Source organism: Arthrobacter sp. B3I4 (assembly GCF_030816855.1).
GTDB lineage: Bacteria > Actinomycetota > Actinomycetes > Actinomycetales > Micrococcaceae > Arthrobacter.
On sequence record NZ_JAUSYK010000001.1, the window covers coordinates 136,217 to 159,087 of the forward strand.

At 68.5% G+C, this 22,871-nt stretch carries 27 protein-coding genes; 1 reads left to right on the plus strand and 26 read right to left on the minus strand.

Features of this window, described 5'->3' with window-relative positions:
• Positions 1 to 95 precede the first annotated feature (95 nt).
• Entirely contained in the window at positions 96 to 914 is an 819-nt protein-coding gene (locus QFZ61_RS00605; protein ID WP_373427107.1) for a sigma-70 family RNA polymerase sigma factor, read from the minus strand.
• Positions 915 to 1,138: 224 nt separating this feature from the next.
• Between QFZ61_RS00605 and QFZ61_RS00610 the strand changes: the two genes are divergently transcribed.
• Positions 1,139 to 1,654, plus strand: coding sequence for a flagellar protein FlgN (locus QFZ61_RS00610; protein ID WP_307032366.1), 516 nt, complete (start codon positions 1,139 to 1,141; stop codon positions 1,652 to 1,654).
• Positions 1,655 to 1,745: 91 nt separating this feature from the next.
• Here QFZ61_RS00610 and QFZ61_RS00615 read toward each other — a convergent pair whose 3' ends face one another.
• The 25 genes from QFZ61_RS00615 to QFZ61_RS00735 all read right to left on the minus strand — a co-directional run bounded on the left by QFZ61_RS00615 (position 1,746) and on the right by QFZ61_RS00735 (position 22,863).
• Positions 1,746 to 2,000, minus strand: a complete 255-nt coding sequence (locus QFZ61_RS00615) for a carbon storage regulator (RefSeq protein WP_307032368.1) — start codon at positions 1,998 to 2,000, stop codon at positions 1,746 to 1,748.
• A gap of 9 nt (positions 2,001 to 2,009) precedes the next feature.
• Entirely contained in the window at positions 2,010 to 3,173 is a 1,164-nt protein-coding gene (locus tag QFZ61_RS00620) for a hypothetical protein (protein WP_307032370.1), read from the minus strand.
• Positions 3,151 to 5,199 carry a flagellar biosynthesis protein FlhA gene (locus QFZ61_RS00625; RefSeq protein WP_307032372.1) on the minus strand — a complete coding sequence of 683 codons (2,049 nt, stop codon included), beginning with the start codon at positions 5,197 to 5,199 and terminating at the stop codon, positions 3,151 to 3,153. The genes QFZ61_RS00620 and QFZ61_RS00625 overlap by 23 nt, the downstream gene beginning before the upstream one ends.
• Before the next feature lie 37 nt (positions 5,200 to 5,236).
• Positions 5,237 to 6,319 (minus strand): flagellar biosynthesis protein FlhB, encoded by a 1,083-nt coding sequence (locus QFZ61_RS00630; protein WP_307032374.1) that lies wholly within the window; start codon positions 6,317 to 6,319, stop codon positions 5,237 to 5,239.
• Complete coding sequence (locus tag QFZ61_RS00635; RefSeq protein WP_307032376.1) at positions 6,319 to 7,077, minus strand: flagellar biosynthetic protein FliR; 759 nt, start codon at positions 7,075 to 7,077, stop codon at positions 6,319 to 6,321. The genes QFZ61_RS00630 and QFZ61_RS00635 overlap by 1 nt, the downstream gene beginning before the upstream one ends.
• Before the next feature lies 1 nt (position 7,078).
• On the minus strand, positions 7,079 to 7,354 hold the full coding sequence (fliQ, locus tag QFZ61_RS00640) for a flagellar biosynthesis protein FliQ (RefSeq protein WP_175321994.1): 276 nt from the start codon (positions 7,352 to 7,354) through the stop codon (positions 7,079 to 7,081).
• Complete coding sequence (gene fliP / locus QFZ61_RS00645) at positions 7,351 to 8,187, minus strand: flagellar type III secretion system pore protein FliP (protein ID WP_307032379.1); 837 nt, start codon at positions 8,185 to 8,187, stop codon at positions 7,351 to 7,353. The genes fliQ and fliP overlap by 4 nt, the downstream gene beginning before the upstream one ends.
• On the minus strand, positions 8,184 to 8,795 hold the full coding sequence (gene fliO, locus QFZ61_RS00650) for a flagellar biosynthetic protein FliO (RefSeq protein ID WP_307032381.1): 612 nt from the start codon (positions 8,793 to 8,795) through the stop codon (positions 8,184 to 8,186). Before fliO ends, fliP begins: the two co-directional genes overlap by 4 nt.
• Positions 8,796 to 9,524, minus strand: a complete 729-nt coding sequence (gene fliN, locus QFZ61_RS00655) for a flagellar motor switch protein FliN (RefSeq protein WP_307032383.1) — start codon at positions 9,522 to 9,524, stop codon at positions 8,796 to 8,798.
• Positions 9,521 to 10,417 carry a flagellar motor switch protein FliM gene (locus QFZ61_RS00660; RefSeq protein WP_307032385.1) on the minus strand — a complete coding sequence of 299 codons (897 nt, stop codon included), beginning with the start codon at positions 10,415 to 10,417 and terminating at the stop codon, positions 9,521 to 9,523. Before QFZ61_RS00660 ends, fliN begins: the two co-directional genes overlap by 4 nt.
• Positions 10,418 to 10,526: 109 nt before the next feature.
• The gene (locus QFZ61_RS00665; RefSeq protein ID WP_307032387.1) at positions 10,527 to 11,354 is read right to left on the minus strand and encodes a flagellar motor protein MotB; all 828 of its coding nucleotides are present in this window, start codon (positions 11,352 to 11,354) and stop codon (positions 10,527 to 10,529) included.
• Entirely contained in the window at positions 11,351 to 12,166 is an 816-nt protein-coding gene (locus tag QFZ61_RS00670; protein WP_307032389.1) for a motility protein A, read from the minus strand. The genes QFZ61_RS00665 and QFZ61_RS00670 overlap by 4 nt, the downstream gene beginning before the upstream one ends.
• A gap of 3 nt (positions 12,167 to 12,169) precedes the next feature.
• Positions 12,170 to 12,463 (minus strand): flagellar FlbD family protein, encoded by a 294-nt coding sequence (locus tag QFZ61_RS00675; protein ID WP_307032391.1) that lies wholly within the window; start codon positions 12,461 to 12,463, stop codon positions 12,170 to 12,172.
• A 343-nt stretch (positions 12,464 to 12,806) separates the two neighbouring features.
• Positions 12,807 to 13,976: a flagellar hook protein FlgE gene (locus QFZ61_RS00680; protein WP_307032394.1), complete on the minus strand. Its 1,170-nt coding sequence runs from the start codon at positions 13,974 to 13,976 to the stop codon at positions 12,807 to 12,809.
• Between the two features lie 32 nt (positions 13,977 to 14,008).
• A complete protein-coding gene (locus QFZ61_RS00685; protein WP_307032396.1) occupies positions 14,009 to 14,443 on the minus strand; it encodes a flagellar hook assembly protein FlgD in 435 nt (144 codons plus the stop codon).
• An 18-nt stretch (positions 14,444 to 14,461) separates the two neighbouring features.
• Complete coding sequence (locus QFZ61_RS00690; protein ID WP_307037936.1) at positions 14,462 to 16,030, minus strand: flagellar hook-length control protein FliK; 1,569 nt, start codon at positions 16,028 to 16,030, stop codon at positions 14,462 to 14,464.
• A gap of 5 nt (positions 16,031 to 16,035) precedes the next feature.
• Complete coding sequence (locus QFZ61_RS00695) at positions 16,036 to 16,746, minus strand: C40 family peptidase (RefSeq protein WP_307032398.1); 711 nt, start codon at positions 16,744 to 16,746, stop codon at positions 16,036 to 16,038.
• The gene (locus QFZ61_RS00700; RefSeq protein ID WP_307032400.1) at positions 16,743 to 17,177 is read right to left on the minus strand and encodes a flagellar FliJ family protein; all 435 of its coding nucleotides are present in this window, start codon (positions 17,175 to 17,177) and stop codon (positions 16,743 to 16,745) included. The genes QFZ61_RS00695 and QFZ61_RS00700 overlap by 4 nt, the downstream gene beginning before the upstream one ends.
• Positions 17,174 to 18,502, minus strand: a complete 1,329-nt coding sequence (locus tag QFZ61_RS00705; RefSeq protein WP_307032402.1) for a FliI/YscN family ATPase — start codon at positions 18,500 to 18,502, stop codon at positions 17,174 to 17,176. Before QFZ61_RS00705 ends, QFZ61_RS00700 begins: the two co-directional genes overlap by 4 nt.
• A gap of 74 nt (positions 18,503 to 18,576) precedes the next feature.
• Positions 18,577 to 19,212 (minus strand): FliH/SctL family protein, encoded by a 636-nt coding sequence (locus tag QFZ61_RS00710; RefSeq protein WP_307032404.1) that lies wholly within the window; start codon positions 19,210 to 19,212, stop codon positions 18,577 to 18,579.
• Positions 19,202 to 20,218, minus strand: coding sequence for a flagellar motor switch protein FliG (gene fliG / locus QFZ61_RS00715; RefSeq protein ID WP_307032406.1), 1,017 nt, complete (start codon positions 20,216 to 20,218; stop codon positions 19,202 to 19,204). The genes QFZ61_RS00710 and fliG overlap by 11 nt, the downstream gene beginning before the upstream one ends.
• The gene (fliF, locus tag QFZ61_RS00720; RefSeq protein ID WP_307032408.1) at positions 20,215 to 21,825 is read right to left on the minus strand and encodes a flagellar basal-body MS-ring/collar protein FliF; all 1,611 of its coding nucleotides are present in this window, start codon (positions 21,823 to 21,825) and stop codon (positions 20,215 to 20,217) included. Before fliF ends, fliG begins: the two co-directional genes overlap by 4 nt.
• Entirely contained in the window at positions 21,825 to 22,130 is a 306-nt protein-coding gene (gene fliE / locus QFZ61_RS00725; protein ID WP_307032410.1) for a flagellar hook-basal body complex protein FliE, read from the minus strand. Before fliE ends, fliF begins: the two co-directional genes overlap by 1 nt.
• Positions 22,130 to 22,522 (minus strand): flagellar basal body rod protein FlgC, encoded by a 393-nt coding sequence (locus QFZ61_RS00730; protein ID WP_307032413.1) that lies wholly within the window; start codon positions 22,520 to 22,522, stop codon positions 22,130 to 22,132. Before QFZ61_RS00730 ends, fliE begins: the two co-directional genes overlap by 1 nt.
• Positions 22,522 to 22,863, minus strand: a complete 342-nt coding sequence (locus QFZ61_RS00735) for a flagellar basal body protein (protein WP_307032415.1) — start codon at positions 22,861 to 22,863, stop codon at positions 22,522 to 22,524. Before QFZ61_RS00735 ends, QFZ61_RS00730 begins: the two co-directional genes overlap by 1 nt.
• Positions 22,864 to 22,871 lie beyond the last annotated feature (8 nt).

Here is a 22,871-nt window from a genome sequence, read left to right on the forward strand (position 1 = left end):
ACCGACGCTATCCCACCGAGAATGCCGCCCGCGATGGTCCCGGAGGAATTTCACGATAAGCTTACTAAGTGACCTTACTAAATGTCGGCGCCCGGCTAGACGGCCTGGTTGAGCATCGGCCCCTGCGGAAAGAAGGCCCGGGTGATGCCGCCGGCCGTGGCCTGCGAAAGCTGCGCGAGGTAGTCGTTCCGGCGCCGCGGCGTGATGCGGGACTGCGGTTCGAAATTCCGGTCCGGGTCGTCCGTGTAGTGGGCGGTGAGCCCGTCGCGCATGAGGCGGATCGCCTCGGCGCGCTGCTGCGAGACGGCCGCGTGGGTGGAGCCCAGTTCGGCCGCGAGGTCCTTGACGGTCCGGTCACCGAAGTAGATCTCCTCGACGACGTAACGCATCCGTTCGGGCAGCGACTTCACGGCGGCACGGAGGTACTGGAGCCGTTCGTCGGCCAGCACCGAGCTTTCCGGGGACAGCGTTTCTGCGGCCAGCGTGTCGACGACGGCGTCATCCAGCGGGGTAAGGGTCCGGGACGCGTCCGCGAGGGCCGCTTCGACCACGCTTTGCTGGACGCCCAGGGCCGCCGCGATTTCGTCAACGGAGGGGGTGCGGCCGAGCGCCGCTCCCAGCGTTTCCTGGACCGACATCGTCTCTTTTATCCGGCGGCGCGCCGAGCGTGTGGCCCAGTCGCTGGCGCGCATCTCGTCCGCGAACGCGCCGAGGATGCGCCGTCGGGCGAACGCCCCGAAGGGTACGCCCAGATCCGGATCGAAGGCATCAGCCGAGGTAATGAGGGCGACGGCACCAGCCGACGCAAGGTCATCGCGCGAGAGGTGTGACGCCTTCGAGCACAAATCTGAGACGAGATAGCCGACCAGCGGAAGATGCTGAGTGACCATCTCGTTTCGTTCCACGCGATTCAATAGTGTGTCCCCCCATGAGACCGGATCAGGAGCTGAGAAAGGTGGCGGCTGCACCGGAAAACCGTCGCGCGTTCCCCCCATGGGAGGCGGTATTCGAGGTCCGGGCGCAGCACCCAGATCGAAACCTATCACCTGATCCGGAATCTGCGTGTACCCTCAGGAAAAAGCTTGGCTGAAAATGCGCAAAGCCGTAATTTCGCCGGGATAGCAAGGAAATGAGGCCCATGGGTGCAGGGGATCTTTCGGCGGCGCTGTGGCAGGAGCGGCGCCAGCTCGAACTGCTGCTGTTTCGGCTGGAAACGCAGCGCCTGCACGTGTCGGCCGGCAATATCCAATGGCTGACGTTCACCGCTTCTGAGGTGGAGGCCGTGCTCGACCGGCTGCGCTTCGAGGCCCTGGCCAGGAACGTTGAATCCGCGGCCGTGGCCGGGCAATGGGGCCTGCCGGCGCAGGCGACGCTGGTGGAACTGGTGGCTGCGGCTCCGCCGGGTTCCTGGCCGACTGTCCTGCAGGACCACTTGGACGGCTTGCGGGTTTTGTTGGTGCGGCTCGGGGAGGTGGCGCGCGCCAACGAGCAAGCGCTCCTGAGCTTGGAGCCGCCGGCCGGTCCGCGCGATGCCGCCGGGATGCTGGAACAGCTGACGACGGCAGAGAACATTGAGCGCGCTTTGGCCATCACCCGCCGCGCCACCGAACAGTGGATGGCCCAGTATCTCGGCGACGACGCGACCCCCCACTAGGGCCGGTCGACGGCAGTTGGGCCGCTGGCAGTTAGGCCGGGCCGACGGGGGCGGGCAGTGGCCGTCAGCCGCAGGGGGCTGACAGCGGCCGTCAGCCGCGGGCCGCGGGCGGCGGCAGCAGGCCGCGAAGTGCGTCCTCGGTGCCCTGGCCAGCCTCTGCACCGGCTTCCGCTGCCGCAAGGTTGGCAGCAGCGATGGCCTCGATGACTTCCCGGCGTTGGATCGGCACGCCGCGGGGCGCCTCGATCCCAATCCGGACACCGTCGCCGCGGCCTTCCAGAACAGTGATGACGATGCCGTCGCCGATCATGATCTGTTCGCCCGGCTTGCGTGTAAGTACCAGCATTCTCTCAATCTACCCTTCGCGGCCCGACGCTGCGGTCCATGGTGCCGGGCCGGTCAGCGGGCGGCCGTCGATCCAGCCCACCGGCAGTCCGAGGGCGTCCACGCTTTCCGGAGTCGCGGTGTCTGCCGCACCGACGACGGCGACCGCTGCCACCTCGACCCGGGCCAGCAGCAGGCTGACCCACCGGGCGGTGTCCTCGGGCTTACGCCCGGCGTCGACGACCACCCAGACCTGATCCGGAGAGAGCGCGGCAATGGCCTGAAGCCGGGCGAGGGTGTTTCGGGCTTTGCCCAGGCCGAAGGCGGCCAGCACCGTCTGCTCGGTCTCGACGGCGTGGGCGCGGGCCGCCGTCGCGCTGTGGCGTCCGTCCAAGTGCAGGTGGCCGTAGGCACTCAGCTCGCCAGCGGTGCGCACGTCAGCGCCACCGGCGGCCAGGGACATGGCGAGGGCGGTGTCCAGCGGATCATCGCCGAGGCCCACCAGCACCACCAGGTCTCCGGTGCCGCTCAGCACGGCCGGCGCGGCCGGCGCTGTCCGGCGTGCCGGTGCCGCGGTCCGACCCGCCGGCGCCCCGACCGGAGCGGCGCGATTCGCCGGCACGTCTGCCGCACCTTCCCGGTCCGCGCCCTGCGGGCCGGCCGGAACCTGCACCGGTTCTGCCGCGCCGGCCGCGGTCGGCCGAAGCCCGGCGCCCAGCTGGTCCAGCAGTTCAGCGAAACCCGGCGTCTCGGTGGAGAGGGCCGGCTGGTCGGACCGGTGCAGCGTGAGCTCCGCGGCATCGGCCTCCGCCAGCAGGGCGGCGATCGCGTCGCCCTGCAGCGCGTGCCCGGGAGCCACGGCGACCCGTGCGGCCGGCACGGGCCGCGGCGTCCCGGCCGGTGCAGGCCGGGACTTCTCCCCCGGTGCCACCGGGGCGCCAGGTGCCGGGCTGGCGGACGGCGGCTCGCCGTCGGCCAGGATGTCCGCGTCCGGGATCACCTCGCCGGTGACGACGGCGTTCCGGGGCTGGAGCTCGACGACGGCCTCGTAGCGGTTCGCGGCGAAGAGCCCGGCGATTCCGGGGCTGCTGACGCGCTCGGCGGAGATGATGCGGGCAGCCGGACCGTACAGGGCTTCTGCCTTGCTGCGGATTTCCTCAAGCGAGGCTCCCTTAAGCCGATAGCGGTTCGGCATGGCGCACGACTCCTACAGTTTCGATCCGGACGTTGGCGGAGGTGACTTCGCGGTAGGACAGCACCGGCACGGAACCGGGCTGCGCTCCGACCAGCCGGTGAATGGCCGGGCGCAGAGCGGGGGCGCAGACCAGGACGGCCTGCCGGTTCGCAGCGGCGGCAGAGTCGACCGCGTTGCCCACCGACCGGAGGACGGCGTCGAGCCGGTCCTGTCCCATCACTATCTGGCTGCCGCCCTCGGCCGGCCGCATGTCCTCGAGCATGGACTGCTCCAGCAGCGGGTCGATCATGATCACATTGAGCACCGGGCCGTCCATGAACTTCGCAGTCAGCGCCGGACCCAGCGACTGGCGCGCCGCCTCCACCAGGGACTCCGGGTCCGTGGTGACCTTGGCGCGGAGGGTCAGTGCTTCGTAGATCCGGGCCAGGTCGTTGATGGGGACCTGTTCGTCGAGAAGGCCCTGGAGGACGCGCTGCAGTTCCGCGAGCGAGAGCAGCGCCGGTGTGAGCTCATCAACCGCGGAGGGGCTTTGTTTGCGGACGCCCTCGGTCAGCACCCGGACGTCCTCGCGGGACAGCAGCCGGGCGGCGTTGGCGGTGACGATCGAAGACAGGTGGGTGACCAGCACCGACACCCGGTCAATCACGGTGGCCCCGGTCATTTCGGCGTTGTGCCGCATTTCCGCCGGAATCCACTTCCCAGCCAGGCCGAAGACCGGCTCGATCATGGCGGTGCCCGGCAGCGAGTCCAGTGAGTCACCCAGTGCCAGCATCTGCCCGGCGGGGGCGGTGCCGCGGCCGGATTCCACGCCCGCGATCCGGATGGCATAGGTGGCCGGGGGCAGGTCCACGCTGTCCCGGGTGCGGACCGGCGGAATGACCAGGCCCAGTTCCATCGCGATCTTGTGCCGCAGCGAGCGGACCCGGGCCAGCAGGTCGTCGGAGGCGCCGGAGACCATGTCGACCAGATCGGGCGCCAGCAGGATTTCCACCGGGTGGACGCGCATGTCCTCGAGCAGTTTCTCGTTCGGGTCCTGTTCCGGGGCGTTCAGCGCGGCGGCCTCGGCGTCGCGGACCTGCTCCACCTGCCGCAGAGCGGCGGAGGTGCGGCGTGAGGCGATGATCAGCCCGGCTCCGACCAGGATGAACGGAAGGGGCGGCATGCCCGGGATGAGGGCCATGGCGATGGCGGCGATGCCGGCGATCAGCAGCGCGTTGGGTGACTGCAGCAGCTGGGTGGACGCGGTCCTGCCCATGTCCGCCTCGGCGTTGGAGCGGGTCACGATCATGCCGGTGGAGACGGCCATCAGCAGCGCGGGAATCTGCGTGACCAGCCCGTCGCCCATGGTCAACAGTCCGTAGGTGTTGAGGGCGTCACCGATTTCCATGCCGCGCTGCAGCATGCCGATGGCGATGCCGCCGACGAAGTTAATGATGATGATGATGACGCCGGCGATCGCGTCGCCCTTGACGAACTTGGAGGCACCGTCCATGGCGCCGTAGAAGTCCGCCTCGGCGGAGACCTCGGCGCGCCGTTCCCGAGCCTGGCCATCGGTGATCAGACCGCCGTTGAGATCGGCGTCGATCGCCATTTGCTTGCCCGGCATGGCGTCAAGGGTGAAGCGTGCCCCCACTTCGGCGACGCGTTCGGCGCCCTTGGTCACAACGACGAACTGGATGACGACCAGGATCAGGAAGACGACGGCGCCGATGATCATGGAGCCGCCCACGGTGACCTTGCCGAAGGCCTCGATCACTTGTCCGGCATAGCCGTTGCCCAGGACCAGGCGGGTCGAGGCGACGTTGAGGCCCAGCCGGAACAGCGTGGCGACGAGCAGCAGCGAGGGGAACACCGAGAAGTCCAGCGGCTTCTTCACGAACATGCTGGTCAGCAGCACCAGCAGCGCGAGCAGGATGTTGCACACGATGAGGAAGTCCAGCAGGGGTGCCGGCACCGGAACCACCAGCAGCAGCACGATGCCGACAATGCCGATCGGCACCGCCAGCCGGGCGAGCCTGTTGTTCATGACGCGGTCCTTTCACAGACGCTGGTAGGACTAAAAGTCATCGTGCTGCCCCGGCCATCCGGTGCAGCCCGGCGGCCGCGCCCCGGGCCTTGAGGGACATCACGAAGGCCAGGACGCCGGCGACGGCGTGGTAGAAATCCACCGGGATTTCCTGCCCCAGTTCGCAGGCACCATGCAGCGCCCTGGTGAGTGGAATGTCCTGGACCATCGGCACGCTCTTCTCTTCGGCTTCCTGCCGGATCCGGGCCGCGACGTGGCCCGCGCCTTTGGCAACCACCCGCGGAGCGGATTTTCCGGGCTCGTACTTCAGCGCGACGGCGACGTGCGTCGGGTTGACGAGGACGACGTCGGCGTCCCCAATCGCGGCGATCATGCGGTTCCGGCTCATCGCCAGCTGCCGGGCCCGGCGCTGGGAGCGGATCAGCGGATCGCCTTCGCTGCTTTTGTTCTCGTCCTGGATTTCCTTCTTGGACATCCGGGTCTTCTTCCGGTTGCGGCGCATCACCACGAAGAAGTCGACGGCCGCCAGCCCGATCCCGGCGAAAACGGCGAACTGCACCAGGGAAGAGATGCCGCCGCCCGCCGCCGCGACAACACCGGAGACCGGCAGGCCGCCGGCGGTCAGCAGCACCGGAACAAGCCCCTGCACCACCGAGTAGAGCACCAAGCCCACGACGCTGGCCTTCAGCAGGGCCTTGACGCCGCCCCAGAGTGCCTGGGTACCGAAGATGCGCTTCAGCCCGCTGAGCAGTTTGAAATTATCAAAGTCCAGCCGGAACTTCTTCAGGTGGATCCCGCCCTGCAGGGCCGAGCCGACGAGGACCACGATCAGCACCACGATCAGCATCGGACTCAGGATGCCTGCCAGCGAGCCGAGGCCATCGTCGAGGGCCTTGACAGCCTTGGCCGGGTCCGGCTGCGCCATGACGGCCTTGACGGTGAAGAGCTGGTCGGTGGCGGCGCTCGCGCCGCGCTGCACGGTGGCCGGGATCATGACGGCAGCGGCGCCCACCGCCAGCCACGCGGTGAGGTCCTGGGAACGGGACAGCTGGCCCTTGGACCGGACCTCGCGCATCCGTTTGTCGGTGGCTTGTTCGGTCTTTTCCTGTGAATCAGCCATCAGCCCACCCCCAGCACCGTCTTGGCGGCCTGCCCGGCGAGGGTGGAGACGATCCGGGGCAAGGCGAGGAAAAGGAACCCGGCCAGCGCCAGGGTCAGCATGATCTTCAGCGGGAAGCCCAGCGAGAAGGCATTCAGCGCCGGCGCCACCCGCGTCAGCAGGCCCAGTCCGACGTCGGCGAGGAACAGCACCACCAGCAGCGGTCCGGCGATTTGGACCGCGGCGAGGAACATCCCGGTGACAGCGGAGACCATGGCCTGCACCGGCTGTGCGAGGTCGAGCCCGCCGGCCAGGGGCAGCGCGGTGAAGCTTCCGGTCAGGCCGCCGATGACAAGCTGGTACCCGTCGGAGGCGAACAGCAGGGCCAGCGCGGCCATCTGCAGCAGCCGGGTGAACTGGGCGCCGTTGACCATCATTTGCGGGTCGAACGCCTGGGCCATCTGGAAGCCGCTGAAGAGGTCTATCAGGCTGCCGGCGGACTGCACGGCGGCGAAGACCAGCAGCACCAGGAAGCCCAGGACCAGGCCCGTGACGAGTTCCAGGATCACCCCGGTGAAGAACCCGGCGGTATCACGGGCGACGTAGCCGGCGGAAACCCGCTGCGTGACGGCCAGGCCCAGCCCTACGCCCAGCATGGCCTTGATCCGGCCCGGAAAGGCCTGATGCGCGAACGGCGGCGCCACGACCAGGAACGCGGTCATCCGGACGGTGGCCAGCAGCAGGACCTCCAGCCACGCCTGGTCGATCGGGATGCCCACCTCACAGGCCCCCGAGCAGCGAGGGGATCTTGGCGAACAGGTCGTTGGTGAAGGCGACCATCTCCGAGATCATCCAGTGCCCGCAGATCAGCAGGGCCACAGCCACGGCGGCGAGTTTAGGCACGAAGGACAGGGTGGCTTCCTGGAGCTGGGTGATGGACTGCAGCAGCGAAATCGCCAGGCCCACCACGAGCGCGGTCACGAGTACCGGGGCGGACAGTTTGGCGGCCACGATCATGGCCTGGAGGCAGATGTCCAGGACGGCGTTGGCGTTCATCCCGTGGCCGCATAACTCTGGATCAGCGAGGTGATGATCAGGCCCCAGCCGTCCACGAGGACGAAGAGCAGGATCTTGAACGGCAGCGAGATCATCACCGGCGGGAGCATCATCATACCCATCGACATAAGGGCGGCCGAGACCACGAGGTCGATCACCAGGAACGGGATGAAGATGACAAAGCCGATGATGAACGCCGACCGCAGTTCGGAAATCATGAACGCCGGAATGAGCGTCTGCAGCGGGACCGCCTCGGGGGTGGCCGGGTTCTCCATCGCGGCAGCGCGGGTCATCAAGGCGATGTCTTCCTCACGCGTGTGCGCGAGCATGAAGTGCTGCAGCGGCCCGGAGCCGGCGCTGAGAGCGCCGTTAAAGTCGAGGGTGCCGTTCAGGTAGGGCTGGACACCGATGCTGTTCATCTCGTTGATGACCGGCCACATGACGAAGATCGACAGGAACAGGGCCAGACCCGCCAGCACCTGGTTCGGCGGAATGGACGGCAGGGAGAGCGCGTTGCGGGTCATCGCGAGCACCACGAAGATCTTGGTGAACGAGGTCATCATCAGCAGCAGCGCGGGGGCCACGGAGAGCAGCGTGATCCCGATCAGGGTCAGGACCGCAGTGGAGGGCTTTCCGTCCATGCCGTTGATTTCGATGTTGACACTGCCGTTGTCCGGGGCGGCCGGCGGGGTCGGTGGCGCAGGTGGCGCCGGCGGAACGGGAGCGGCGTGACCGGCGGAGGCGTTAAGCCAAAGCAACAGAACCGCGAAGAGTACGGCCACCAGGCCGAGCACCAGCAGCCTGGGAGTCCGGGAAGTAAGAGGGCGGATCAATTGCGGCGTCCGCTCCTGAGCGCGGCGGCGGCCTGCTTCCAGGTAGCGCCCGACAGGATCGACCCGGCCAACATCGAATCGTGCAGCGGCGGGTGCGTCCCGGCGAGGGTGCCGCGGCCCGGGGCCGTCCGGGCGTGCGCGTCGCGGTGGGTGGAGCTGCGTCGGCGCAGCGGCAACTCGGGTGCCCCCGCTGGCGTGCCGGGCAGGATGCCCGGCTGGTCGACGGCGTGCCCGAGGGCCGCCGCGTCAGCCGGGGCGGTGGCCGGCGCGGCGGTGGAGGCGCCGGCGAGGATCTGCGCGAAAGCTCCGGCGGCCCGGCCGCGGTGGGGCTCATGCGTCGGTTCCGCGGCGGCCTCTTCGGGGATATCGCCCGTGTGCAGGACGTTGACGGCGTGGTCGGTGACCCCGAGCAGGAAGCGCTGCCCGCCGGCGTCGACGACGACGACCGAGGCGCGCTGGCCGACGCTTTGGCGGCTGACGACGCTCAGGGCGGCGTCAGCGCGCCGTCGTCCTGTGCCTCTGCCGAGACGGCGTTGCAGCAACCAGATCAAGCCAAGCACCGCGCCCAGGGCTACGGCTACCCGCAGCCCAAGGATCAGCGAGTCCATTCAGCTAAGCCCCTCGGCGACGTCGAGGATCCGGGTGATCCGGACGGCGTAGTCCTGGTCCAGAACGACTACCTCGCCGTGGGCGATCAGCCGGCCGTTCAGCAGCACGTCCGCCGGGGCACCGGCGGAGCGGTCCAGTTCGATGACCTTGCCCGGTTCGAGTGAGAGCACGTCGCGGACGGACATGCGGGTACGGCCGATTTCGACGGTCAGTGCCATTTCGATGTTGTTGATCCGGCCCAGCCGGCCGGCGACCGTGTCGCCGCCGCCGAACAGGTCCGCCCCGCGGTCCTGACTTGTGCCATGTTCGCGCAGCCGGACAGCGAACCAGGCAGCCGGGTTGGTGCCGTCGGAGAGTTCAAAGACCGCGGTGTCCGGGTCGGAGAGCAGGCCGGAAGCGTCGGATTCGCGCAGGTCGGAGAGCACACCGGCGCCGAACACCGAGCTGGCGCTTTCCATGGCCGGGCGGAGCACATCGGTGACGGAAACGACGCCGAGCTGCCCGCCGGCCATGCCGCCGGCAGCCTCGTCCAGGAAGGTGCGGTCGCTGAGCATCAGGGCAAGATCGGCGGTGACGGAACCGACGAAGGTCGCTGTCACGGCCTGCCGGGCGTAGGGCGCGGCGGCGCGGGCGGGAACCAGGGCGGCAACTTTCAGCGCCACCGGGCTCGGCAGCTCCTCAACGAGCCGTTCCGCCGACGATTCGTGCTTGGTCAGGGTCATGCTCATTGGTTGTTCTCCTCGATGGTGACAATGACTGCGGCGGCCCGCGACCCGTTGCGGGCGGGGGCGGCGGTGGCCAGCCTCGTACCGTCCAAGGTGACGTCGAAGGGCCGGTTTTCCAGGTGCGGGAGGGTCAGAACGTCCCCGACAGCGAGGCCCAGGACCTCGCTGGGGGTGACGTACGACGTCGAGAGCCTGACCGAGAGCTCCACCGGGACACGCTCCAGCTGCGAACTGATCCGGCCGGCGGCGTCACCGCGGTTGTCCGTTGGGTTGACCTTTTTGAGCCGGCCGAGCAGCAGCGCGGCCGGGACGGCCAGGGTGGCGGGGGCGCTGATGTTGCCGACATTGATGATGAAGGCGGCGACGATCATGAGCTCGCTGGGCGCGGCGGCCTGGGCGAACTGCGAATTGTACTGGACCGTGTCCACCCGGACGGTTTCGCTCAGCAGCGGCCCGAGCGAGTAGCCGAGGTCTTCCAGCGCCTCGTCCATGAGTCCCTTCACCAGGGCCTGCTCGATCTGGGTGAACTTCCGGTCCGGCATGGCCGAATCCTGGGAAGCGCCGAGCATCCGGTTAATCCAGCCCAGGGCTGCCGGCGCGGGGAACTGCACCACGAGCTTGGAGTCCTGCGACTCGACGGTGCACAGCACCATGGCCGTTACGGCCGGCAGGGACGCGGCGTACTCGTCGTAGCTTTGCATGCGCACGTCTTCGAGCCGCACCACGGACTTGACTCGGACCTTGGCGGTCAGCTGGGTCCCCCACTGGCGGGCGAACGTTTCAAAGGCGAGTTCCAGGACCCTGCTGTGCTCCCGCGCCAGCGTCGCGGGACGCCGGAAGTCGTAGACACTGACGGTCCGCTCCCGTACCACTTCCCGCTCATCCAAAACACTCACGGTTTGCACTATCGGCAAGCCGTCCTCCGTCGTAAGCAAGCTGCCGCAGACAATGTCCGAGGCAAGCCGGATAGGAAGAACTCGACAGGCCAGCAGGGGGACGAACTGCCTATTGCTGGCTGAGCTTCAGCGCTTGGGGAATCAGGGCCCGGACGACGTCGGGCTTGTCCGAAATCACCACGATGTCCACCCGGCGGTTCCGTTCCATCAGTTCCGGCGTGGAGTCGTCGTTGACCTGCCGGGCGGATCCGAAAGCGACGGCCCCGATCCGCGCCGGGGGGATGCCGCCGCGGTCCACCATGTAGCGCAGCACGTTGACGGCGCGTGCCGAGGAGAGCTCCCAGGTGGACGGGTAGGCGGTGATGCCGTTGGCCGCGTGGCCCTCCACCATGATCTCCAGCGCCGCCGGGCCGAGGATGGGCGAGATGATCTGCAGCACCTGGGAGGCGCGGGTGGTCAGTTCGGGCCGGTCCGCGGCAAAGAAAGCCTGGGAGCCGATCAGTTTGACCGTCAGGCCGCGCTGGTCGATCTGGAATTCGACGTTGTCGGTGAGCCCGGCGGCGGCGAGGCCGGCCCGCATTTTCGCCTCGAGGGCGCGCAGCCGGTCCACCTCTTTCTTGGCCTCCTCCAGCGCTGCCTGCGACGCCGGGGTCCCCGGAGCCGGGACGGCGGCAAATGCTTCGAGGTTTTTGTCCACGTATTCGGGCGGAACGACTGTGCCTTCCGCCGTATCCACGGTTTCCGAGGCCGTCACGCCGAAGCCGGTGGCGAGCGAGTCGCGGAGCTTCTCGAACTTGTTGGCGTCGACCGTGGACATGGCGTAGAGCACGATAAACAGGCACATCAGGACCGTGACCATGTCCATGTAGGACGCCATCCAGCGTTCGTCGACGTGGTGGACTTCGGGTTTCTTGCGCGGGCGCCGACGGCCGCTCACGCGGCGCTGTCCAGCACTTCGGCGTCGGCTGCCGCGGCCTTGCGTCCGGTGCCTGCGCTTTTGAGCTGGTGTTCCGGAACCATGGAGCGCAGCCGTTCGGCCAGCAGGAGGGGCTGGGCGCCGGACTGCACCGCGAGCATTCCCTCCATTACGAGGGTCATGCGTTCGATGTCGAGCTCTGAGAGCCGGGCCAGGCGGGAGCTGAACGGCAGCCAGATGAAGTTGGCGGAGAGCAGGCCCCACAGGGTTGCGACGAATGCCGCGGCGATCATATGCCCCAGTTCGTCCGGCTTGGAAAGGTTCTCCAGGACATGGGTGAGGGAGACAACGGTGCCGACGATCCCGACGGTGGGCGCGTAGCCGCCGAGGCTGGCGAAGAACTTGGAGGAGGCGTGGTCGCTGCGGGATTTGGTGTCGATCTCGTCCTCCATCTGCATCCGGAGGTCCTCGGCGTCGGTGCCGTCGGCGATGTTCTGCAGGGCGCGTGCCAGGAAGGGGTCCTTGACGCTCGCCGCCTCCTCCTCGAGGGAGAGCAGGCCCTCGGCCCGGGCTTTCTCCGCGAAGCGGACCATCTGGTCGATGTTTTCCTGCGGCTTGGCCGTCTTGCCCATGAACATGGCCGGCACGGACTTGAAGGCCTGGAGCACGTCTTTGAGGGTGTTGCCGGCCAGCCCAATGGCCAGGGTTGCCCCGAAGACCAGGACCAGGGGTCCGGGCAGCAACAGCGCGGTGATGCTGCCGCCTTCAATGAGCACCATGGCGATGACGGAGCCGAAGGCCAGAAGCAGTCCAATGATTGTTGCGGGATCCATGGCTTACTTCCTTGGTGGTTCTGTTGCTGAGGAGGAGGCGTCGTCGTCGTCGTCCGCCCCGGCCGGCGGGACCAGGCTCAGCGGGTAACCCGTGACGGCGGGGAAATCTCGCGCCTTGCTGAGTACGTAGGCCCGGTAGTCGGCGATCAGCTCGACAACCTCGGCCAGGCTTTCCAGCACCACGTATGCGGCGCCGTCGAGCGTGACCAGATGGGTGTCCGGGCTCTCGTGGATCCGTTCAATCAGGTCCGGATTGACCGCGAAGCGCGTTCCGTTGAGGCGTGTGACGACGATCATGGGCCGATTCTGCTCTGGGGACTGCCCGACCGAGCGGCCAAGCGGGGATGGTGTTCTCCCCTTACTGTCGGCCGCCCTTGGGCTTTCGTTAGGAATGTGGCCAGATACACGAAGAGGGTCCCCCAAGGACCCTCTGCCATGTGGCCGCCGTTACCCGGCCTTCGTTCGCCCGTCCATCATAAGCATGCTTATTGTTATTTGTCAGTTTGGGTGCGCGGCCAGGCGGCAGGACGGGCTGATGCGGGCGTCCGCTCCGGCGGACGGTGCGACACATCGACGACGGCCCCACTCCCCCCGCGGTGCGGTTGGGGGTTGGGGCCGTCGTCGGGTACCTGGCGGAAACTCAACGCTTGAGGTTGCCCAGCTCCTGCAGGACCTCGTCGGAGGTCGTGATGATCCGGGCGTTGGCCTGGAAGCCGCGCTGGGCGACGATCAGGTTGGTGAACTCCTGGGAGAGGTCCACGTTGGACATCTCCAGCGAGCCGCCGGCCAGGGTGCCGATGCCCGGGTCGCCGGCCGCGCCCAGCTGGACGTTGCCGGAGTTGGCGGTGGCGACGTAGGAGGAGCCGCCGGCCTTCTCCAGGCCTGCCGGGTTGGTGAACTTGGCCAGCGCGATCTTGGCCAGGACCTGTTTGGTGCCGTTGCTGAAGGATCCGATCAGGGATCCGTCGTTGCCCAGCGTGAAGGACTCCAACTTGCCGACGGCGGAGCCGTTCTGGCCGCTGACGGTCAGCGAGCTCATCCCGGCGAACGCGGAGACCTGGGAGAGGTCGACGTTGATGCCGCCGAGTGCCATCGTCGAGCCCGACGTCAGCTTGCCGTTGGCGAAGGTCATGGTCATCGAACCGGTGGTAGCACCGTCGGTGCCGTCAACGTTCCAGCTGTTGCCGCCGTTGGCGGTGAACTTCAGGCTGATGTCGCGAGCGGCGCCGGTGGCGTCGTAGACCTTGACTACACGATCGAAGCTGGCACCGGCCGCGGCGTCACGCGGGAGGTTGCCGTCCAGGGTGACCTTCGTGGTGGGGGTCGCGATCATCGTGTTGGGGTTGAGCGTGATGTCGCCGATGGCCCCGGCCTGGTTGACTACGCCGTTCTGCGCGGTCCAGCCCTGCAGGATGCCGCCGTCGGGGCTTACCAGCTGGCTGGCGGCGTCGAACGTCATGGAACCGGCACGGGTGAACAGCTGCTGGCCGCCCTTGCTCGTGACGAAGAATCCGTCGCCGGAGATCATCATGTCCGTGGCCCGGCCGGTGCTCTGCGACGAGCCCTGGGCGAAGTTGGTGCTGACGCCGGCGACGCGGACGCCGAGGCCGATCTGGGCGGGGTTGCTGCCGCCGGTCTCGCCCTGCGGCGCCGACGCGCCCTGGGTCATCTGCGAGAGGGTGTCCTGGAACTGCGTGGAGGACGCCTTGAAGCCGGCCGTGTTGACGTTGGCGATGTTGTTGCCGGTGACATCCAGCATGGTCTGGTGGGCGCGAAGGCCGGAGATTCCGGAGTACAGCGAGCGGAGCATGGGAACTGCCTTTCTACGGGAGGAAAACTTGGTCAGGAAGCGGCCGGCGGGGTGAGGCCGGTGATGGAGTCGAGCGGAATGGAGAGGTCCCCGACCTTGACGGTGGGCACCGCGCCGGCGAAGGACACCGAGTCGGCGATTCCGGTGCCGGTGGTGCCGTCGGCCAGGGTGTAGCCGACGGAGTGGCCGATCAGCTGCGCTGCTGCCGAGCGCATCTGCAGGGAGAACCCCTCTTTGCTGTTGGAGGTCAGCTCGGTCATTTTTTCCATCATGGAGAGCTGGATGGTCTGGGCCATCATCTGGTTGGTGTCCATGGGGGCGCTGGGGTTCTGGTTCTTCAGCTGGGCTACCAGCAGTGACATGAACACGTTGGCGTCCATGGTCTGCACGGGCGCCCGGACGGCAGCAGCCTGCGGGGTCGTCCCGGCTGCCGTCACCGGCTGGGGGGCGATGGGCTGGATTGTCATGGGTGGGGTTCCTTCGTGTCAGACGAGAATGTCGAGGGTGGTTTGCGGGCCGTTCAGAATCCTGGTGGTGCGCAGTGAGGCTTCGTCCGCCAGTGCGTCCCAACGGTGGCCAGGCCGAGCATCGCCCGGACCGTTCCTTCCGCCCGGATTGTTGCCGGCCCCCGGGCCGCCACCGGCGTCCTGGCCGCGGCCTTGGTCACGGTCCTGCCCGGCGTCGAGCCCCTGGCCGGGCGGACCGCCGTGATCCGAGACGTCCAGGCTTGCGCCGAACCCGGAACCGGCCAGTTCCCTGCGCAATTCGGGCAGGATCGCCCGCAGCGCTTCCCGGCCGGTGTCCCCCGGGGCGAACAATTCGATCCGCACCCCGGTGCCGTCGATATGCGCGCGCACGGTCAGCGGTCCCAGGTCCTCCGGAGTGACTTTGAGGGTCATGATGTGCTGGCCGTGCGGCGCTGCGGCGAGCGTGAAGAGCGGTTTGGACAGCTGCGGCTGGAGGGCCGGCTGGGGCGCCGACGCCTGAGTCGCGGGCGGCCCGGCGGGAGTACCGGGCCCGGGTGTCACAGGCGCAGAGGCCGGGCCGGGTGCCGCCAGCGCCGACGCGGTCGCCGCCGCTAATCCATCAGCCGGGACGGCCGCCAGCGGGAGGGCATCCGTGGCCGGGGCCGTGTGGTCGGCCGGTTTGCTTACGCCGGCTCCGGCCATCACGGCGCCGGCGGGCGTGCCGGTCGGCACGCTGGTCGCGCGGGAACTCCCAGGCATGGCGGGCAGGGGGACGGCAGAGGCCGCGGGGCCGGCCATTCCGCCGGCCGGCGTCGCCGCTTCGGGGCCGGACGATGCGGTTTGCACTCCGTTCGGCACCGAAACGAAGGCCGACGCAGCTGCACGCGGAACCGACGCAACGTCCGCCGAGACCGCCGTCGTGGCGGCAGCCTGCATGGCAGCGGCGGTTGCGGACCCAGCACTGCCGGTCGGTGTAAGGCTTGCATCGAAAGGGGCGACGGCAGGTGCGGCGGCCGGGCCGCTTAACGCCTCCGCTGTCACCGCACCTGCGGTAGCAGCGGCGGCGGTAGCAGCGGCTGCGGCGTGAGTCGGGGCCGCGCTGCCGAACGCACCGGGGTTCATCCAGCCCCAAGCGGTGATGGCGGTGGCGGTGGCAATAGAGGCCGACGCGGGATCTGCCGTCGTCGTGCCGGCCGGCTCCGGCTCGGCGCCTGTTTCTTGGTTCGCGTCCGCCGTCGTCTCAGTATCGTTCGAGGTGGCGGGGGCCGGATTCACCGGAGGCACGATTACCGAACCGGCCAAACCTGAGGGAGGCACGATTACCGAACCGGCCAAACCTGAGGGAGGCAGGATTACGGAAACCGTCGAACCTGAGGGAGCGTTGGGGCTGGACGGCGCCGAACCTGAGGGAGCGTTGGGGGTAGGTGCTGCGGCGGCATCGACGGCGTCGCTCAGGACGGAACCGAAGCCGCTGGCTGTTCCCTTGTCCGCGCGCGTACCGGTGCTGTGCCCGGTGGTGCTGTGCCCGGAAGCCCGGGTTTTCGCCGCACTCCCGGTGAGCGCGGAGGCCAGGTCCAGCGAAGCCATGTTTTTCACGCGCCGCCGCCTGCCGGGACGATCCGCCGGATGGAGGTCAGGTTGGACTGCTGCTCCCAAGCGTCGCGGATCTGGATCGTCTTGCCCGGCACCGGCGCGTCGATCGCTTTGCCGTTGCCCAGGTAGATGGAGATGTGGTTTCCGCCGAAACTGATCAGCAGATCACCGGGTTTGGCCTGGGCGAGCGACGCCACCGGTGTGCCCTGCTTCATCTGGTCGCTGACAACCCGGGGAAGTTCCACGCCGAGGTCCTTGAAGACCCGCTGGGTGAAGCCGGAGCAGTCCATCCCGGTGGCCGGGTTGGTCCCGCCCCACACGTAGGGCACCCCGATGTACTTCTTCGCCATGGCCACCACGTCGGTGCCGGTTGCAGCCCCTGCCGGCACCGGCGCGGGACCGGCGACGGCGGACGGCTGGGCAAGCCCTTTGAGCGCGCCCAACGGTGAACCGCCGGGGCCCGTGGCTCGGCCGAGGCTGGTGGCCAGCGAGGACAGGTCCGTTCCGGCGCTGGCACCGCTGCCGCCGAGCGCCGCGGTGAGCGCGTCGGTGAAGGAGGCGGCGTCGCCGTTTCCGGTTCCGGTCGCGAGGGAGGTCGCGGCGGCGGACTTCAACGCCGCGGAGGTGCTTTCGGCCTGGGCGGGCCGGGTCAGTTCGGCGATCATTGACTGGATGCTCTGCATCCGGCCCAATGCTTCGGTCATGCTCATGAGCGCACCTGCTGCTCGTCGCGGTGCCAGATAGTGGAGGAGATTTCGTCCAGGGCTGACTGTTCGGCCCGCAGCTCCGCGGTGTTGACCTCGGCCTGGTGCCGGGCCTCCAGCTTTTCGAGGCCGACGGAGCGGGTGCGCGCGGCGATGAATTCCCCGCGGGCGGTGGCTTCGTCGGTCTCCGCGACGCGGGCAAGGTTTTGCAGGTCCGCGAGCATGCTGTGGGATGCCGACCGGGAGGCGGCGACGGCGCGCAGCGACGCGGAGCTGACGATGTCGCCGTCGGTCGCAGCGAGCTGGCGGCGGGCAGACGTTTCCCTGGCCCGCACCGAACTGGAGCGGGAGCGGGCACGGGCCAGGCCGGTGGCAGCCTCGTCCTGCTGGATTTGGCGGAGGCGCAGCAGCCCCGCAAGCGTAAATTGCCGGCTCATGCCGCGGCTCCCAGAATCGAAGTGAGGTGTCCCAGCTGGCGCCAGGACTCAGGGTGGGGGGTGGACTCCTCCAAGGGCTGTTGCAGGAAGCCGGCGACGGAGTCCTCGTGCGCCAGGGCGGCGTCCACCAGCGGGTTGGTCCCGGTCTGGTAGGCGCCGACGTCGATCAGGTCCTGGGCTGCCTTGTGGGCGGCGAGGACCCGGCGCAACACGGCGGCCGCCTCGAGGTGCGGCCGGGCGTTGACCTTGGAGGCGACGCGGGAAACCGAGCCCAGCACGTCCACGGACGGGAAATGTCCGGTCACGGCGAGCTTGCGGTCCAGCACCACGTGACCGTCCAGGATGGACCGCGCGGCGTCGGCAATCGGTTCGTTGTGGTCGTCGCCATCCACCAGCACGGTGTAGATCCCGGTCACGGAGCCGGTTTCGGCGGTTCCGGCGCGTTCCAGCAGCCGCGCCAGAATGGAGAAGGTCGACGGCGGGTAGCCACGGGTGGCAGGCGGCTCGCCGGCGGAGAGGCCGATTTCCCGCTGGGCCATGGCTACGCGGGTGAGCGAATCCATCATCAGGACGACGTCCTGGCCCTGGTCGCGGAAGGATTCGGCGATGCGGGTGGCGGTGAACGCGGCGCGCATGCGCATCAGCGCCGGTTCATCCGAGGTGGCGACGACGACGACCGAGCGCGCCAGCCCGGCCGGTCCTAGATCGTCTTCGAGGAACTCACGGACTTCACGGCCGCGCTCCCCCACCAGGGCGATGACGGACACTTCGGCGTCGGTGCCGCGGGCGATCATGGACAACAGGGAGGACTTGCCAACACCGGATCCGGCGAAAAGGCCCATGCGCTGGCCTTTGCCGAGAGTGGTCATGGTGTCCAGCACCCGAACCCCGGTCTGCAGGGCGGTGTCGATCCGGGCCCGCTTCATGGCGTTGGGGGCTTCGTTGTCGATCGGGACGCGCGGTCCGCTGAACAGAGGGCCCTTGCCGTCGATCGGGCGGCCCAGGCCGTCGAGCACGCGGCCGAACAGTCCTGCGCCGGTGGGGACCAGCACGGTGCCGCCCTTGGCGCGGACCGGGTCCCCGGCGGCGACGCCCGCCAGACGGCCCAGCGGCATGCAGCGCACAGCGCCATCGACGGCTGCCACTACTTCGGCGTCGAGCCCGGGGTTCTCCCCCACGGTGACCAGGTCACCGAGCGCGCAGTCCAGGCCGGACACTTCCAGTCCCAGGCCCATCACCGAGGTGACGGTGCCGACCCGCTGCGGCGCGGCCGCTGCGAGCGCAGCGGCGAAGTCGTCGCCCTTGGGACGCCACGGGGCGATCATGGCCGTCCGCCCGGGGCAGTCCCGGCAGTGTTGCCGCCGTCGTTGCCGGCAGTGCCGTTGCGATCCCGCGGGGGTCACTGCTGGTCCCCCAGCAAGGCTGCCTTGGCCCGGGCCAGGGCGCTGCCCAGGCTGGCGTCGAGCCAGCCCTGCTGGTATTCGACCTTCGCGTCGCCGCGCTGCAGGGACGCGTCCGCGAGCAGCGGCAGGCCGGCAGGCTGGTCCTGGCCTTCCTTGGCGAGCACCTCAACATCGGCCGGGTGCAGCCGGATTGCCAGCACGGTGGCGGCGTCGTTGCCGGACAGGGCACGGTCAAGTGCGGCGCGGGCGGTGCGGGTTCCCTCGGCAAGTTCGTACCCGAGGATGGCCTCGGCAAGCTCCAGCGCCGTGCGGGCCAGGACCTCCTCGGCGTCGTGCAGGGCCTGCACGTTGCGGTGGGCGAAGTCGGCGCGGGCCACGGCGAGCGCGCGGACGGCCCGGTCCAGGTCCTGCTGCCCGGCGGCCAGCGCGGCAGCCTGCTCGGCGGCCATCCGGTCACGCCAGCGGCGCTGTTCCTTGGCGGCGGCGCGGACTCCTGCGGCATAGCCAGCGGCGTGGCCCTCGGTGTAACCGGCCTGCTCGTTGGCCGGCCCGCTGGAACGCAGCGACGGGAAGACGATGCGGGCGGGAGCCGCGTCAGTGGATGTCCTGGCCGCTGATCCGTCAGTAAACATAGTCTTCTTCGTCCCCGCGCTGGATCGTGATCGCTCCCTCGGCCTCGAGTTCGCGGATGGAGCGGACGACGGCGGCGCGGGCCTCCTCGATCTGTGAGGCGCGCAGCGGTCCCAGCGCGGCCATCTCGGATTCGAGGATTTCCAGGTTGCGCCCGGAGACGTTGGTGGTGATGGTTTCCAGGACCTGTTCCGAGGCGCCTTTCATGGCCACGGCCAGGACGGAGGCGTCCAGGCCGCGGAGCACCAGCTGCACGTCGCGGCGTTCCAGCTTCACGATGTCGTCGAAGGTGACCATCTGTGCGCGGATTTCCACGGCGAGATCCGGGTCGAGCAGGTCCAGGCCGTCGAGGACGGAGCGTTCCGTGCCGGCGTCGGTGCGGTTGATGATTTCCAGCAGCGGGGCGATGCCGCCCACCACCTTGGACGCCTGCTGGGAGACGGCCGCTCCGCCGCGAAGCTTCAGGGTGTCCGCCACGATGCCGATGGCCTCGGGCGCGCCGGAACCCATGGTGGCGATGCTGAGCGCCACGTCGGCGCGCAGCGAGCCGGGCAGGCCGGACATCACGGCCGAGGCCTTGCGCGGGCTGAGGTGGGCCAGGACCAAGGCGATGGTCTGCGGCAGCTCCCCGTCGATCAGCGCAAGGATCTGCACCGGCTCAATGTCTTCGAGGAACTCAAAGGACTTGCCGGCCATGTTCACGGTCAGCCGGTTGATCAGGCCCGCGGCCTTCTCGGACCCGAAGGATGCTTCCAGCAGCCCTTCGGCGAGCTCGCGGCCGCCCCGGGCCTGGCGCGGGCTGCTCAGGGCAGCCTCGTGGAAGTCCTTCATGATCTGCGTGGCGACCTCGGGGTCAACCTTGCGCAGGCGGACGATCTCGGCGGCGATGTCCTCCGCCTCCGTGTCGGTGAACTGGGCCATCACCAGGGCGGCGTTGACCGGGCTCATCTGCAACAGCACGACGGCGGCGCGCTGGGTGCCGGTCAGGGTCGATTCGGCAAGCTTCATGCGGGCTGCCTGTCATCCATCAGGCCCCGGAGGTAGTCGGCGGCCTTTTCCGGGTTGGCGGCGACCATGCTGTCGATTTCCTGCATCCTGCGTTCTGCTTCGAGCACTTCCAGCGGCGGGGCCGGCAGCGGCTGCAGCGGAAGCGCGGTCAGCGGAATGGCCGACGTTGCGGGCGCCGGATCGATGGCCGTGACGGCGGGGATCACCGGCAACAGGTCCAGGCGTTCGCCCAGGTCCACCGGCTCGCGCTTTTGCCGGCGGCGCAAAATGACCGTGATGATCAGGGCCAGGATCAGCAATCCGAGCAGGATGCTGCCAGCGGTGACGAGGGTGCTGAAGAACGCTGCCTGCTTCTGCGCCTCGATCTCGGCCTTGGCGGCGTCGAGGGAGGCGTTTGCCTGGTCGGCGGCCGCCGTGCTGAACGGGATGACCTCGACGGTGACGACGTCGCCGCGGGCCTTGTCGACGCCGGCCGCGGACGTGACCAGTGCGGTCAGCGAGCCGAGGTTCAGCCCGCCGGCAGCAGACTGGCTGACGGCCACGGAGATGGTCTGGCGTTTGACCGCTCCGGGCGGGATGACCCTGTCCTCGGTGACCTTGTTGACGGCGTTGTTCTTGGTTTCGGTCGTGGAGTCGAAGCTCCCGTTGCCGCTGCCGCCGCCCGGGACGGCGATGTTGTCCGGACCGAGGACGCCGGCGGCGCCTCCCCCGGTTCCGCTGTACTTCTCCGTCTTGGCGGATTCGCTAAGCGGCAACGCCCCCGGGGTGTTGGAGAACGTTTCGCTCTTCTGCTGGGCGGATTCGCCGGTGACATCCGCGGCCACCGCGACGGTCGAGTTCCCCGGGCCGACGACGCGGTCCAGGACGGCGCGGACGGCGTCGCCGGTACGCTGCTGGTAGTCGGTGGCCTGCTTGGAGGATGAGCCAGCGGCCCCGCCGCCGACCGTGGACAGGACGTTGCCCTGTGAGTCGACCACCGAGACGTTCGCTGGTTTGAGGTTTTCGATGGCGGCGGAGGTCAGGTGCACGATGGCCTGGACCTTGTCACCGGACAGCGTGACGCCCGGGGCGGTTTCGATGAAGACTGAAGCGGTGGTGTCCGGAGTCTTCGACACGAAGACGGTCTTCTCCGGGATCGCGAGCCGGACAGCGGCGGTCTTGACGCCTTCCATGGCACCGATGGTGCTGGCCAGCTCGCCCTCAAGGGCGCGTTTGTAGGTGACCGACTGCTGGAACTCGGAGGAGGTGACGCCCATCTTGTCCAGCAGGGAGTACCCGGTGGCGGCCGCCGTCGGAAGGCCGGCGGCAGCAGCCTTGAGCCGCTCGTCGTAAACCTTGTCCTGCGGCACGAGGACCGTAGCGCCGCCGTCGCTGAGTTCATACGGCACGTTGTCCTTGCGCAGTTGCTCCACGATGCCGTTCGCATCCGTGTTTTTGAGACCGGAGAACAGCGGCGTCATGGTGGGCCGGGTGAGCCAGGCCGAGAGGGCGACGATGCCGACGATCAGCAGTGCGGCGCCGAGGACAGCCAGCGTGCGCTGGCCTGCGGTGAAACCTTTGAGCCCGGTGCCGAAGCGCTGGAAGAAGACTGTTATCTGCGGAGGCATCAGGCCTGCATCCTCATGATCTCGTTGAATGCGTCAACGCCCTTGTTCCGGACGGTGGCCACGAGTTCGAGCGTAATCTGCGCCCGGCTCGCAGCGATGGTGGCGTTGTGGACGTCATCGAGGTTCCCGGTCACCGCGGAGACGGCAAGTTCCTTCGACGTCGACTGCAGTTGCTGGAGGTTGTCCACGGCGCCGGTAAGGGAGGACGCGAAGCCGGAACCGTCGGTGCCGGGCACCGTTGCGGTACCCGAGAGATAGTCCGTGGGAAGGACGCCCTGGACCGGGGCGATGGGGGAAACAGGCATCAGGATCTTCCAATCTCAAGGGCGGCGAGATAGGTCTCGCGGGCGCGATCCACGACCTGGGCGTTGGCCTGGTAGCCGCGCTGGGCGATGATCAGCGCGCCCATCTGCTCGGCCATGTCGATGTCCGGGTATTTCACGTTGCCGTCGGCGTCGGCGAGGGGGTGGTCCGGCTGGTACACGATGCGGCCGGTGGCGTCGCCCAACTGGGTGCTTTTGACGTACACGCCGGTTCCCTCGGCACCTTCGGCGGCCTCAACGTACTTGGCGCGGAACGCCGGGCCGGAGGTGGCCGAGGCGTTGTTCATGTTGGCGAGGTTGTCCGAGACCGCGTCGAGCCACTTGCGGTGCACGGTGAGGGCGGAGCCGGCAATGCCGATGGCGTCGAAGGTCATCAGTTGGTCCTCAGGGCGGCGCGGACGGCGGTGAATTCCCCGCCGATGGCACGGGCGGCGAACTGGAAGCGCAGTACGGTGTCGATGTTCGAAAGGGTTTCCGTGTCCAGGTTCACGTTGTTGCCGTTCAGCTGGGTGGGCTCGAGTGAGCTTCCCGTGGTGGCGTCGGCATGGCCGTCCCCGGACTTCACGGACGCAGCCAGGGCAGCTTCAAAGCTGACGCGCTGGGCGTGGTAATTCGGGGTGTTGACGTTCGCGATGTTGTTCGCGATCGCACGTTGGCGCAGAGCCAGCCCGTCCATGGCGCTGGCCAGGGCGGAAGAAGTCACGGATTCGAGCACGGAGTCCT

Bases quoted from the DNA above. Each gene is read 5' to 3' on its own strand.
- QFZ61_RS00700 (WP_307032400.1), bottom strand. From the start codon at position 17,177: ATGAGCCGGCAATTTACGCTTGCGGGGCTGCTGCGCCTCCGCCAAATC.
- fliG (WP_307032406.1), bottom strand. From the start codon at position 20,218: ATGAAGCTTGCCGAATCGACCCTGACCGGCACCCAGCGCGCCGCCGTC.
- QFZ61_RS00730 (WP_307032413.1), bottom strand. From the start codon at position 22,522: ATGACCTTCGACGCCATCGGCATTGCCGGCTCCGCCCTCACCGTGCAC.
- QFZ61_RS00670 (WP_307032389.1), bottom strand. From the start codon at position 12,166: ATGGATCCCGCAACAATCATTGGACTGCTTCTGGCCTTCGGCTCCGTC.
- QFZ61_RS00680 (WP_307032394.1), bottom strand. From the start codon at position 13,976: ATGCTCCGCTCGCTGTACTCCGGAATCTCCGGCCTTCGCGCCCACCAG.
- fliQ (WP_175321994.1), bottom strand. From the start codon at position 7,354: ATGAACGCCAACGCCGTCCTGGACATCTGCCTCCAGGCCATGATCGTG.
- QFZ61_RS00695 (WP_307032398.1), bottom strand. From the start codon at position 16,746: ATGAGCATGACCGAAGCATTGGGCCGGATGCAGAGCATCCAGTCAATG.
- QFZ61_RS00615 (WP_307032368.1), bottom strand. From the start codon at position 2,000: ATGCTGGTACTTACACGCAAGCCGGGCGAACAGATCATGATCGGCGAC.
- QFZ61_RS00690 (WP_307037936.1), bottom strand. From the start codon at position 16,030: ATGGCTTCGCTGGACCTGGCCTCCGCGCTCACCGGGAGTGCGGCGAAA.
- fliF (WP_307032408.1), bottom strand. From the start codon at position 21,825: ATGCCTCCGCAGATAACAGTCTTCTTCCAGCGCTTCGGCACCGGGCTC.
- QFZ61_RS00630 (WP_307032374.1), bottom strand. From the start codon at position 6,319: ATGGCTGATTCACAGGAAAAGACCGAACAAGCCACCGACAAACGGATG.
- QFZ61_RS00710 (WP_307032404.1), bottom strand. From the start codon at position 19,212: ATGTTTACTGACGGATCAGCGGCCAGGACATCCACTGACGCGGCTCCC.
- fliO (WP_307032381.1), bottom strand. From the start codon at position 8,795: ATGGACTCGCTGATCCTTGGGCTGCGGGTAGCCGTAGCCCTGGGCGCG.
- QFZ61_RS00675 (WP_307032391.1), bottom strand. From the start codon at position 12,463: ATGATCGTCGTCACACGCCTCAACGGAACGCGCTTCGCGGTCAATCCG.
- QFZ61_RS00620 (WP_307032370.1), bottom strand. From the start codon at position 3,173: ATGCCGAACCGCTATCGGCTTAAGGGAGCCTCGCTTGAGGAAATCCGC.
- QFZ61_RS00705 (WP_307032402.1), bottom strand. From the start codon at position 18,502: ATGATCGCCCCGTGGCGTCCCAAGGGCGACGACTTCGCCGCTGCGCTC.
- QFZ61_RS00625 (WP_307032372.1), bottom strand. From the start codon at position 5,199: ATGAACAACAGGCTCGCCCGGCTGGCGGTGCCGATCGGCATTGTCGGC.
- QFZ61_RS00685 (WP_307032396.1), bottom strand. From the start codon at position 14,443: ATGACAATCCAGCCCATCGCCCCCCAGCCGGTGACGGCAGCCGGGACG.
- QFZ61_RS00610 (WP_307032366.1), top strand. From the start codon at position 1,139: ATGGGTGCAGGGGATCTTTCGGCGGCGCTGTGGCAGGAGCGGCGCCAG.
- fliN (WP_307032383.1), bottom strand. From the start codon at position 9,524: ATGAGCATGACCCTGACCAAGCACGAATCGTCGGCGGAACGGCTCGTT.
- fliE (WP_307032410.1), bottom strand. From the start codon at position 22,130: ATGCCTGTTTCCCCCATCGCCCCGGTCCAGGGCGTCCTTCCCACGGAC.